Genomic DNA, 12,313 nt, shown 5'->3' with positions numbered 1-12,313 from the left:
GACGCCTCCCCTACCCAGTCAGATCAGTCGCTGACGACGGCGGCACTCAGCGGGCCGAGCTCCGCACGCTCGCCTTCCAACCGGACGGTGTCGTCGGTGGCCAGCAGCAGGGCCCTGCCCGCGCCGTCCAGGCCCACCGGCCGCTCCGAGAAGTTGAGCAGCACCTGCACGCCGCCGCGCCGGAACCGCAGCCAGCGGGCGCCCTCGTCGAACTCCACCTGGGTGTCCTCGAAGCCCAGCTTGGTGAGATCCGGCGTGGAGCGGCGCAGGGCCGTCAGCGACCGGTACAGCTCCAGCAGCCGCGCGTGGTCGCCGTCGGCGGCCTCGGCCCAGTTCAGCTTGGAGCGGCGGAAGGTCTCCGGATCCTGCGGATCGGGCACGACGGCGGGATCCCACCCCATGCGCTCGAACTCCTTGATGCGGCCTTCCGCGGTTGCCTTGCCGAGCTCCGGTTCCGGGTGCGAGGTGAAGAACTGCCACGGCGTGCTGGCCCCGTACTCCTCGCCCATGAACAGCATGGGCGTGAACGGGCCGGTCAGGGTCAGCACGGCGGCCAGCGCCAGGCTGCCGTACGGCAGGGTCTGGGAGAGCCGGTCCCCCGTGGCGCGGTTGCCGATCTGGTCGTGGTTCTGTGAGCAGACCACCAGGGCGGCGGGGTGGACGGCACCAAAATTAATCGGCCTGCCGTGGTGCCGGCCGCGGAAGCTGGAGTAGCTGCCGTCGTGGAAGAAGCCATCCCGGAGTACCTTGGCGAGGGCGGCGAGCGAATCGAAGTCGCTGTAATAGCCGGTGGTTTCTCCCGTGACGTTGACGTGGACGGCGTGGTGGAAGTCGTCGCTCCACTGCCCTTCCAGCCCGTAGCCGTTGACGTCCCGCGGGTACAGCAGCCGCGGGTTGTTGAGGTCCGACTCGGCAATGAGCGTCAGCGGCCGCCCCACCTCCGCGGAGATCTGGTCCGCCAGCGCCCCGAAGTCCTCCAGGATATGGACGGCGCGCTCGTCCTTGAGGGCGTGCACGGCGTCCAGGCGCAGGCCGTCCACCCGGTAGTCGCGCAGCCACATGGCCAGGTTGTCCAGGATGTACCGGCGCACATGGTCGGACCCGTCCCCGTCCAGGTTCACGGAGTCGCCCCACGTGTTTCCCTCGCCGTGCTTGAGGTAGGGCCCGAACCGGGGCAGGTAGTTTCCGCTGGGACCGAGGTGGTTGTAGACCACGTCCTGGATCACGCCAAGGCCGGCGGCGTGGGCCGAGTCCACGAACCGCTGGTACGCTTCCGGTCCGCCGTATGCCTCGTGCACGGCGAACCACTGCACGCCGTCGTAGCCCCAGTTGTGCGTGCCATTGAACGCGTTCACCGGCAGCAGCTCAATGAAGTCCACGCCCAGCCCTGCCAGGTAGTCCAGCTTGCCGGCGGCGGCGTCGAGCGTGCCTTCGGGCGTGAACGTCCCGAGGTGCAGCTCGTAGATGACGGCACCCTGCAGTTCCCGGCCCTGCCACCCGTCCTCCTGCCACTGGTGTGCGCCGGGGTCGAAGGTGCGGGACAGGGCGTGGACGCCGTCGGGCTGGCGCCGGGTCCGCGGGTCCGGAAGCGGTGTTTCGTCGCCATCCAGCAGGTACCCGTAATCCGCGTCGCCGCTGGCGGGCGCCTCGGGAGCTGTCCACCAGCCGCCGTCCTCCGGCCCGGTGCCGGTCCGTGGCTGCATGGCGTACCGCTCTCCGTTGGCCAGCAGGGTCACGGTTTTGGCCTCGGGCGCCCAGACGTCGAAGCGCTCCGGGCCCTGGACGGGCTTCGCCGCTTCACGCGGATAGGTTGCCTGGCCTGTGTGCGTCATGATTCTCCTCCTGTCGGCATCACTGCTGTCTGCGGCACCAGCAGCGCCACGGGGTACCTGCGGAAAATGTCGGCCACCCTCACGCTCCCCGGCCCGAAGCCGGCACCGGTCAGCGCGTCCTTCATGGCTGTGTTAAGTTCGACGGCGGTCTCCCGCCACCCGCCCGACTGCTCCAGTCCGTGGGGAAGCCGGGTGGCCAGGGTCACCGCCCCCGGCGCCGCTGCGGTGCCGCGGGCGAAGCCGAGCAGGTGCCCGGCGGCGGGGCCGCTGGCCTGAACCGGGCTGTAGCCCGTGAAGAGCTCGGGCCGGTCGCGGCGCAGGCGCAGCGCCCGTGAGGTCACCAGCAGCTTGGCGGCCTGGTCAGTGAACGACGGCGGCAGCTCGCCGGCGTCCAGCTGCTCCAGGGCGGCGCGGCGGTCATCAAAGCTGAACGGCCGCCGGTTGTCCGGGTCGGTCAGCGACCGGTCCCAGAACTCGGTGCCCTGGTAGACGTCCGGAACGCCGGGCATGGTCAGCTGCACGAGCTTGGCCGACAGTGAATTCGAGGCGCCGTGCGGCTCCAGGATTTCCACGAGGGCTTCCACCTCGGCCTGCACAGCGGGGTTGTCGAACACAGCGTCGACGGCCGCGGTCAGCTTCTCCTCGAACGCGGGATCCGGATCGGTCCAGTTGGTCGAGTTCCCGGCTTCGCGCGCGGCCTTCATTGCGTAGTACTGGAGGCGTTCCCGGCTGGCGGGCCAGGCACCGGCGATCGCCTGCCAAAGCAGCGCCGACAGCGGGCCGTCGGGCAGCGGGGCCAGCTCCTGCAGCCGGCCCAATGCCTTTTCCCATTCGCCGGCAACCTCGGAGATGACCGAGATCCGGGCCCGGGTGTCCTCGCTGCGCTTGGTGTCGTGCGTGCTGAGCGTTGTCATGGACAACGGGAGCTCGGCCTGCCGGCGGGCCATCCGGGCATGGAACTCGTCCGGCTCCACTGAGAACTCGGTGGGGTCGGCGCCCACTTCCGTGAGCGTGCCCAGGCGGTTGAAGCGGAAGAACGCGGTGTCCTCCACGCCCTTGGCCATGACCATCCCCGAGGTCTGCTGGAAGCGCCTGGCCAGCTCCAGGTCGGTGTCGAGCAGGAGCGGCTGCAGCACCTGGATGGTCTGGTCCAGCTCCGGCCGCCGCCGGGCCGCCAGCTCGCAGGCCTCCTTCAAGACGTCCGCTCCCTCCGGCAGGTAGGTGCGGTAGACCGGGAACGCGGCGATGATCTCGGCAATGGCGTCTGCCGCGGCGTCCAGGGACAATCCGGCATCGGCCGGAACCAGCCGGCCCAGCCGCAGGATCTCCGAGTGGAGGATGCCGTCGGTGATCCGGCGCTTGGTTCCGCGGATCATGTCCTCATAGTCGGCAGGCTCGCCGCCGCGGAGCGACGCGTCCAGCCGGTCCAGCGGCTCCTGGCCGCGCGGGTCGACGAACACGCGGTCGACGTCGGCGAGGGCGTCGTAGCCGGTGGTGCCTTCGCATTCGAAGCTGGCCGGCAGCTCTTCCCCCGGCTCGAGGATCTTTTCGATCAGGAGGTAGGCGCCGCCGGTGGCTTCGCGGAGCCGCTTCAGGTACCCCTCGGGGTCGGCCAGTCCGTCCGGGTGGTCGATCCGGAGGCCGTCCGCGAGGCCGTCCCGGAACCAGCGCACCACTTCCTGGTGTGCCTCGTCGAAAACGGCCGGGAGTTCAACGCGGACGCCGGCGAGCGTGTTCACGGCGAAGAAGCGGCGGTAATTCAGCTCGTTGTCCGCACGCCGCCAGCCCATTAGTTCGTAGTGCTGCCGGTCATGGACATCCCGCGGCGAATCGCCCTCGGTGTAGGTGCCGTCGGCCAGCGGGAAGCGGTGGTCGTAGTACCGCAGCTCGCCGTCCCTGATCTCGAGCTGGTCGAGGTCGTCGTCGCTGGCCAGGATCGGGAGCCTGATGCGCCCGCCGCCGAGGTCCCAGTCGACGTCGAACGCTTCAGCGTGGCGGGACTGCCGCCCCTCCTTGAGCAGGGACCACCACCAGGGATTCTGGACCGGCGTCGCGACGCCGACATGGTTGGGCACGATGTCGATCAGGACGCCCATGCCCGCGGCGCGGGCCGCCTTGGAAAGGGCCGCCAGGCCCTCCGGGCCGCCGCGCTCGGGGTCGACGGCGGAGGGATCGGTGACGTCATACCCGTGGTCGGACCCCTGCTCGGCGGTCAGGACCGGCGAGAGGTAGACCCAGTCGACGCCGAGCGAGCGCAAGTACGGCACGGTTTCGGCGGCGTCGAAGAGCGTGAAGCCCTTCCGGATCTGCAGCCGGTAGGTGGAGACTGGCGTTCTCATGCGTCCTCCCCTGCGGGCTTGGCCGCCTTCGAGGTGCCGGTGCGTTTCCCTGCCGGCTTGCCCGTTGGAGTCTCGGCCGGCTGCTCCGCCGCCTGCTCTGCGGCGGACGCCGGCCGGTCGCCCGGCTCCTCCTCGGCCTGTTCGGTTTCAGCCTTCGCAGGCTCGGGTGCCTTCCCCAGCTGAGGGTCCTGCTTCTTCGTCTTGGCCGGTTCGGGAACGGCGGGTGCAGTAAGCGCCGCGGTCTCGGCGGTGGCCGTCTGGGTCAGCGCCGCGAGCGAGGCCGCCACCGAGTGGTCCGGCTCCTCTTCCGGGGCGCTGTGCGCGCGCAGGACAACCAGGGACTTGGCTGCGACGGAGAGCATGCTGCCCGCAAGTGCCGGCTCGGAATCGGCGCCTTCGCCCGCGGTGTCGATGATGACGTCCCAGGCCGGGGCGTACTCGTCCGGCGGCAGCGTGAACTCGACGTCGCCGTCGTGCGCGTTGAAGTACAGCAGGAAGTTCACGTCCGTGATCCGCCGGCCGCGGTCGTCATGGCCCTGGATGCCGTCGCCGTTGAGGAACATGCCCACGGAACGGCCAAAGCCGCTGTCCCAGTCCTCCGGCTGCATGAGGTTGCCGTCGGGATCGAGCCAGACGATGTCCGGCAGCCGCTCGCCCTCGCCGCGCCGGACGGGCCTGCCGTCGAAGAAGCGGCTGCGCCGGAAGGTCGGATGCTTGGCCCGGAGCGAGTTGACGGCAGCGGTGAATTCGATGAGGGGCTGGTCCACGCTGTCCCAGTTCATCCAGGTCAGCTCCGAGTCCTGGCAGTACCCGTTGTTGTTGCCCTGCTGGGTCCGGCCCATTTCGTCGCCGTGCGCGATCATCGGCACGCCCTGGGAAAGCAACATGGTGGCGATGAAGTTGCGCTGCTGCCGTGCCCGGAGCGCAAGGACCTTGGCGTCGTCCGTGGGACCCTCCACGCCGCAGTTCCAGGACCGGTTGTGGGATTCGCCGTCCTTGTTGTCCTCACCGTTGGCGTCGTTGTGCTTCTCGTTGTAGGACACCAGGTCCCGCAGCGTGAAGCCGTCGTGCGCGGTGACGAAGTTGATGGACGCGACGGGACGGCGGCCGGAGTGCTCGTAGAGGTCGGCCGAGCCGGTGATCCGCGAGGCGAACTCACCGAGCGTGGCGGGCTCCCCGCGCCAGAAGTCGCGCACGGTGTCGCGGTACTTGCCGTTCCACTCCGTCCACTGCGGCGGGAAGTTGCCCACCTGGTAGCCGCCGGGACCGACGTCCCACGGCTCGGCGATGAGCTTGACCTGGGAGACCACCGGGTCCTGCTGGATGAGTTCGAAGAAGGTGGAGAGCCGGTCGACGTCGTAGAACTCGCGGGCCAAAGCGGCGGCAAGGTCGAAGCGGAAACCGTCCACGTGCATCTCGGTGACCCAGTAGCGCAGCGAGTCCATGAGCAGCTGCAGGGAGTGCGGCTGGCGGACGTTCAGGGTGTTGCCCGTGCCGGTGTAGTCCATGTAGTACTGCTTGTCGTCCTCGACCAGCCGGTAGTAGGCCTCGTTGTCGATGCCCTTGAAGCTCAGCGTGGGCCCGAGGTGGTTGCCTTCGGCGGTGTGGTTGTAGACGACGTCGAGGATGACCTCAATGCCGGCGCGGTGGAGCGAGCGGACCATGGCCTTGAAGTCCTGGACCTGCTGGCCGGCGTCCCCGGTGGAGCTGTAGGTGTTCTGCGGCGCGAAGAAGCCAATGGTGTTGTAGCCCCAGTAGTTGCTCAGACCCTTTTCCTGCAGCGTGCCGTCGTTGACGAACTGGTGCACGGGCATGAGCTCGATCGCGGTGACACCCAGCTTCTGCAGGTGGGAGATCACCGCCGGGTGCGCCACGCCGGCGTACGTGCCGCGCTGCTCCTCGGGGATCTCGGGGTGCAGCTCGGTGAGCCCTTTGACGTGGGCTTCGTAGATGACCGACTTGTGGTACGGGATGCGCAGGTTCTGGTCGTTGTCCCAGTCGAAGAACGGGTTGATGACCACGCCCATCATCATGTGCGGTGCGGAGTCGGCGTCGTTCTTGGATTCAGGATCGCCAAGGTTGTAGGAGAACAGTGCGGGATCCCAGTCGATCTGGCCGGCAATGGCCTTGGCATAGGGGTCCAGCAGCAGTTTGTTCGGGTTGAACCGCTGGCCGTTGGCGGGATCGTACGGCCCGTGGACGCGGTAGCCGTACTTCTGCCCTGGCTGGACCTGGGGGAGGTAGCAGTGCCACACGTAACCGTCGACTTCGCGGAGCGTTACCCGGGTTTCAGTGCCGTCCTCGTCGAAAAGGCAGAGTTCCACTTTTTCTGCGTGCTCGCTGAACAATGCGAAGTTGGTTCCCGTGCCGTCAAACGTGGCTCCCAGCGGGTACGCCGATCCGGGCCAGATTTCCATTCGTGCTCCTATACATCGTCCAACACTGCGTCCGGCAGGTCTTCACGTACTACCTGCACGGAACTTGGTCTTACCGTAGCGGGTGGGTATGACTATTACATGGCTCACACGCTAATTACTAAGCGTGCTGACTTTACCCCAGATTTCGGGTAAGGCGTCGGATATCCGCCCCGCCGTCAGCGGCCCGCCGGCCGCCGCGGCCGCTCCGGCAAGCCCGTGCAGGCTCGCCCCCATGGCGGCAATCGCCGCCCAGCGCTCGTCCGGATCGATGCCCAGCGGGCGGAAGCGTCCGACGTCGGACCCCACCTGGGCGAGCAGCGCACCAATGATTCCGGCCAGCACATCACCGCTTCCGGCGGTGGCCAGCCAGGGGGTTCCCTCTGACTGGCTGTAGAAGTCCTGGTAGGGCGATGCCACCAGCGTGCTGGCCCCCTTGAGCAGCACCGTGGCCTCGGTGAGGCCGGCCGCGCGGCGGACGGCGGCCAGGGTGGACGCCTCGACGGCTTCGCGGTCCAGCTCGGCACCGAGGCGCTGCAGCAGGGTGGCCAGCTCCCCCGCGTGCGGGGTCAGTACCACGTGCGGGGCCAGCACGTCCGGCAGCACAGGCAGGGCCCCGGCGTCGGCCACCGTGGGCAGGCCGGAGTCGACGGCGTCGCGGACACGCTGCATCTCTTCCTCGTCGGAGCCGTCCATCCCGGAGCCGACGAGCCAGGCCTGGACGTGGGTCTCCGCCACCTTGCCGGTGCTGCAGACAACCTCGGGGCAGCTGTGGCGGATCAGGTCGCCCACCTCCGGCGGACCAACGTAGCGGACCATGCCGACGCCGGCGGCCAGCGCCCCGCGGCAGGCGAGCACGGCGGCGCCCGGATAGGCCGGGGATCCGGCCACCACTCCGAGGACGCCCCGCGAATACTTGTGGGCGCGACGCGCGGGCCGCGGAAGCAGGGCTGCAAGGTCCGCGGCCTCGAGGCGGCGCAGGGCGGGCCACGGCAGCGAGTCCTCTATCCCGATCGGGACCACCACCACCCGGCCGGTGAAATCCGCCCCCGGATCTGCCAGCAGCCCCGCCTTGGCACCGCCGAACGTGACGGTGATATCGGCGGGCAGCACAGGCCCTGCCGCCTCGCCGGTGTCCGCATCAACGCCGCTGGGCACGTCGCACGCCACCACCAGGCCATGCGGCCCTGCAGATAGCTGCCCGATGAGGTCCGCCGAGGCACCCCGGAGGCCGCCCTGGGCGCCGGTTCCGAGCAGCGCGTCAATAACGACGTCGGCCCTGCCGGCCAGCGCTGCCAGCTCGCCGGCGTTCGCGTCCGTCAGCTCCACAACCCGGCCGCCGGCCCGCCGGAAGGCCGCCAGGCCGTCGGTGTGCGCTGTCGCGGAGGCGAGGACCGCCGTCGTCCGCATCCCCCGTCCGGCAAGGTAAGCGGCGGCGAAAAGGCCGTCGCCGCCGTTGTTTCCCTTCCCGGTCAGCACAACAACGCCGGAGCCGTAGAGGCGGCGTCCGCGGCTGCGGAGCTCCGCAATGGCGGCGCTGGCCATGCCGCGGGCTGCCCGCTGCATAAGAACAGCGCCCATACCTGAATCCAGCAGGGGCTTTTCAGCTTCCCTGATCTGGGTTCCGGTATAGGCGCTGATCATGTGGTCAGTCCGTCCGGGGTCAGCCCTCGGCCAGCACAGTGGCCGTGGCGATGCCGCCGTCGTGGCTCATGGACAGGTGCCAGCGTTTGACGCCCTTGGCTTCGGCCACAGCGAGCACCGTTCCCTTGACCTGGATGGTGGGGCCGTTCTGGTCCAGCCCGATCCAGCAGTCCTGCCAGTTCATGCCGGCAGGAGCGCCCAGGACCTTGGCCACGGCCTCCTTGGCGGCAAACCTCGCCGCCAGGGAGCGGGTGTTCAGTTCCCGTTCGGCCGGCACAAACAGCCGGTCCCGCAGCCCGGGGGTGCGCTCCAGCTGCCGTCCGAAGCGCTCGATGTCCACTACGTCTACGCCGATGCCAACAATCATGGGCTTACTCTACTGTGACGCTCTTGGCCAGGTTGCGCGGCTGGTCCACGTCGTAGCCCTTGCCGGCGGCAAGTTCGCACGCGAAGATCTGCAGCGGAACGGTGGTCAGCAGCGGCATCAGCAGCGTCGGGGTTTCCGGGACGTAGAAGACGTGCTCGGCGTAGTCACGGACCGCCTCGTCGCCTTCCTCGGCGATCACCAGGGTCCGGGCACCGCGGGCGCGGATCTCCTGGATGTTGGAGACCACCTTGGAGTGCAGTGAATCCCGGCCGCGCGGGGACGGGACCACCACGAACACCGGCTGGCCCTCCTCGATCAACGCGATCGGGCCGTGCTTGAGCTCACCGGCGGCGAAGCCCTCGGCGTGGATGTACGCGATTTCCTTCAGCTTCAGCGCACCCTCCAGCGCCACCGGGTACCCCACGTGGCGGCCCAGGAACAGCACGGACTTCTCGTCCTTCATGCTCCGCGCCAGCTCCCGCAGGTCCTCGGCCGAGTCCAGGATCTTCTGGATCTTCGCCGGGATCTTGCCCAGGTCAGCCAGCACGTCCTTGATCTGCCCGGAGAAGATGTTCCCGCGCAGCTGCGCCAGGTACAGGCCCAGCAGGTACGCCGCCGTGATCTGGGCCAGGAACGCCTTGGTGGACGCCACCGCGATCTCCGGACCGGCGTGCGTGTACAGCACCGCGTCGGACTCCCGCGGGATCGTCGACCCGTTCGTGTTGCAGATCGACACCGTCTTCGCGCCCTGTTCCCGGGCGTACCGGACCGCCATCAGCGTGTCCATGGTCTCGCCGGACTGGCTGATCGACACCACCAGGGTGTTCTCATCCACGATCGGGTCCCGGTACCGGAACTCGTGCGCGAGCTCCACCTCGGTCGGGATCCGGCACCAGTTCTCGATCGCGTACTTGGCCACCAGGCCCGCGTACGCGGCCGTGCCGCACGCCAGCACAATGATCTTGTCGACCTTCTTCAAATCCTGCGGGTCAATGCGCAGCTCATCCAGGGTCAGCTTCCCGTTCGCGTCCGAACGCCCCAGCAGGGTCTGCGCCACCGCGTCGGGCTGGTCATGGATTTCCTTCTCCATGAACGAGCCGAACCCGCCCTTCTCAGCGGAGGCCGGGTCCCAGTCCACGTGGTACTCCTTGCCCTCCGCCGGGGCACCGTAAAAGTCGGTGATGTCCACCGTGTCGGCGGTGATCGTCACGATCTGGTCCTGGCCCAGCTCCACCGCACGGCGGGTGTAGTCAATGAACCCGGACACATCCGAACCCAGGAAGTTCTCGCCTTCACCCAGCCCGACGACGAGCGGGGAGTTCCGGCGCGCAGCGACCACCACGTCCGGCTGGTCGGCGTGCACCGCCAGGAGCGTGAACGCGCCCTCGAGCCGCTGGCATGCCAGCTCCATGGCCCGGGTCAGGCCGCCGTCGGAGACGTCCCCGCCCAGCTTGTTCCGGAAAATATCACCCAGCAGCGCCGCGGCCACCTCGGTGTCGGTCTCCGACGCGAAGACCACACCCTTGGCCAGCAGCTCCTGCTTCAGCTCAGCAAAGTTTTCGATAATGCCGTTGTGGATCACCGCAAGCTTCCCGCCATCAGACAGATGCGGGTGCGCGTTCTGATCCGTCGGACCACCATGCGTGGCCCACCGCGTGTGCCCGATACCGGTCAACGACTCCGGCAACGGCCGCTCCTCCAGCTCAGCCAGCAGGTTGCTCAGCTTCCCGGACTTCTTCCGCGAGGAAATCTCCCCGTCCGCCACCACAGCAACACCGGCCGAGTCGTAACCCCGGTACTCCAAACGGCGCAGACCCTCAAGAACAACATCCAACGCGCCGTGCCCGGCATCAGCCCGGCCCGACGTACGGCCAACATAACCCACGATTCCACACATGGGTATAAGCCTATCGGTCTTTGCGGAGAACCGACGTCGGATGACTTCCCAGGTGCGGACCGTCACGGCACCGGGAAAGTCACCCCTCCCGCCGGCGCCTGCGTGCGCGCAGGACGGCCAGCAGCGCGGACTGGACCGCGAGGCCGGCAGCGGCCAGCACCAGCAAGGTGTCGCGGTCCGCCTCGCCGAGTGCGCCGGCGAGGTAGCCGGCGAGCGGGATCGAGTACAGCGGCTTTCCCATGATCTGGCGGGCGTTGACGGGCTTAGGGTCGTTGACGGGGCTGCCGTCCCGCCTTGTGATCACCGTTCTCTCGCCATCCAGCACCGGACCGGAGCTCACTACCCGGTGCGTCAGGACCTCGCGGCTGTCCGGAGCGGGCCGGTAGGCCACGAGGTCGCCGTACTTCAGCTGACTGATCGCCACGGGTTCAAGCACGAGGAACGTGCCGGCGGAATACGTGGGCTCCATGGAATCGGTGAGCACGGGGTAGGTCCGCGAGCCGGTGGCCTGCGGAACGACCACGAGGGCCAGAGCCGTCAGGAGGAGGACCAGGAGTACGGCGAAGTTGGCCCAGCGTCCCGCCGCGGCGAACCGTTTCCGGCGGCGTATCTCGAGGATTCGGGTGGCTGCTCCCCCGCCGCGCCGGCCGCCGAAGTCGCGGCCCGTCCGCTGCGGCACCTCCGGTTTCACTGCCTTTCCCATGTTGAGACCCTTCAAATTCTGGGGCTGTTCTCCCTTATTCACTGAAGAGTCGCGTGGCCTGCTCAGGAATCGGTCATGGGTAGGGTCAAGATTCACTCAAGAACGGCCGCATTTCGCTCTCGGCGCTGGTCGGGGCAGAATCTCTAGGGTGACTTTGCAACGCAACGAAGCGAACGGGGAGGGTGTTTCGCCGTTCGTGGAGCTGGACCGGCAGACCTGGTCCCGCCTCTCGGCCCAGATGGAGCAGCCCCTTAACGAAGAGGACGTGCTGCGCCTTCGCGGCCTCGGCGACCCCCTGGACATCAGCGAGGTGCGCGATGTCTATCTGCCCCTTTCCCGGCTGTTGCACCTGTATGTGGAAGCCGCCGGTCAGTTGCATGCGGCCACCACAACATTCCTTGGCGAACAGACCCAGCGCACTCCCTTCGTGATCGGCGTCGCCGGTTCAGTGGCGGTGGGCAAGTCCACCATCGCCCGTGTTCTCCGCGAGATGCTGCGCCGCTGGCCCGGCACTCCGAACGTCGAACTCATCACCACCGACGGTTTCCTGTATCCCCTGGCCGAACTCAAGCGCCGGCAGCTGCTCGACCGCAAAGGCTTTCCGGAGTCCTATGACCGCCGCGCGCTGCTGCGCTTCGTGAGCGAGATCAAGGGCGGCGCTGAGGAGGTGCGGGCGCCCTGGTACTCGCACGTCACCTATGACATCGTTCCCGGCAAGGAAGTGGTGGTCCGGCGCCCCGACGTCCTGATTGTCGAGGGCCTGAACGTGCTCGCTCCCGCCCGGCCGCGGCACGACGGCCGCCAGGGCCTGGCGCTCAGCGACTTCTTCGACTTTTCCATCTACGTGGATGCCAAGACGTCATACATCGAGGAATGGTACGTGGACCGGTTCCGCAAGCTCCGTTCCACCGCCTTCGCGCAGCCCGAATCGTACTTCCACCGCTACGCCACGTTGTCGGACACCGAGGCCGAAGCGACCGCCCGCGACATCTGGAAGCGCATCAACGAACCGAACCTGGAAGAGAACGTTCTGCCCACCCGCGGGCGGGCGCAGCTGGTGCTCACCAAGGAAGCCGACCATTCCGTCCGCAGGATGCTGCTGAGGAAGGTTTAGCGC

General features: G+C 68.1%; 8 protein-coding genes. 1 reads left to right on the top strand and 7 read right to left on the bottom strand.

Annotated elements, in window-relative coordinates:
- Positions 1–23 precede the first annotated feature (23 nt).
- From treZ to ACFUTU_RS12490, 7 genes are all read right to left on the bottom strand, one after another.
- The gene (gene treZ, locus ACFUTU_RS12520; protein WP_377964662.1) at positions 24–1,832 is read right to left on the bottom strand and encodes a malto-oligosyltrehalose trehalohydrolase; all 1,809 of its coding nucleotides are present in this window, start codon (positions 1,830–1,832) and stop codon (positions 24–26) included.
- Positions 1,829–4,171 (bottom strand): malto-oligosyltrehalose synthase, encoded by a 2,343-nt coding sequence (gene treY / locus ACFUTU_RS12515; protein WP_377964660.1) that lies wholly within the window; start codon positions 4,169–4,171, stop codon positions 1,829–1,831. The genes treZ and treY overlap by 4 nt, the downstream gene beginning before the upstream one ends.
- Positions 4,168–6,588 (bottom strand): glycogen debranching protein GlgX, encoded by a 2,421-nt coding sequence (gene glgX, locus ACFUTU_RS12510; protein WP_377964658.1) that lies wholly within the window; start codon positions 6,586–6,588, stop codon positions 4,168–4,170. Before glgX ends, treY begins: the two co-directional genes overlap by 4 nt.
- Before the next feature lie 111 nt (positions 6,589–6,699).
- Positions 6,700–8,229 carry an NAD(P)H-hydrate epimerase gene (locus ACFUTU_RS12505; RefSeq protein WP_377964656.1) on the bottom strand — a complete coding sequence of 510 codons (1,530 nt, stop codon included), beginning with the start codon at positions 8,227–8,229 and terminating at the stop codon, positions 6,700–6,702.
- A gap of 19 nt (positions 8,230–8,248) precedes the next feature.
- Positions 8,249–8,596, bottom strand: coding sequence for a holo-ACP synthase (locus tag ACFUTU_RS12500; RefSeq protein WP_018776647.1), 348 nt, complete (start codon positions 8,594–8,596; stop codon positions 8,249–8,251).
- A 4-nt stretch (positions 8,597–8,600) separates the two neighbouring features.
- Positions 8,601–10,493: a glutamine--fructose-6-phosphate transaminase (isomerizing) gene (gene glmS / locus ACFUTU_RS12495; RefSeq protein ID WP_377964653.1), complete on the bottom strand. Its 1,893-nt coding sequence runs from the start codon at positions 10,491–10,493 to the stop codon at positions 8,601–8,603.
- A 79-nt stretch (positions 10,494–10,572) separates the two neighbouring features.
- On the bottom strand, positions 10,573–11,196 hold the full coding sequence (locus tag ACFUTU_RS12490; RefSeq protein ID WP_377964651.1) for a signal peptidase I: 624 nt from the start codon (positions 11,194–11,196) through the stop codon (positions 10,573–10,575).
- 148 nt (positions 11,197–11,344) lie between these two features.
- On the opposite strand from ACFUTU_RS12490, the gene coaA reads away from it, so the two are divergent.
- Positions 11,345–12,310: a type I pantothenate kinase gene (coaA, locus tag ACFUTU_RS12485; RefSeq protein WP_377964649.1), complete on the top strand. Its 966-nt coding sequence runs from the start codon at positions 11,345–11,347 to the stop codon at positions 12,308–12,310.
- Positions 12,311–12,313: the final 3 nt, after the last annotated feature.

The organism is Arthrobacter sp. NPDC057388 (assembly GCF_042668165.1).
Lineage (GTDB): Bacteria > Actinomycetota > Actinomycetes > Actinomycetales > Micrococcaceae > Arthrobacter.
This window is presented reverse-complemented; position numbering and strand designations above follow the sequence as displayed.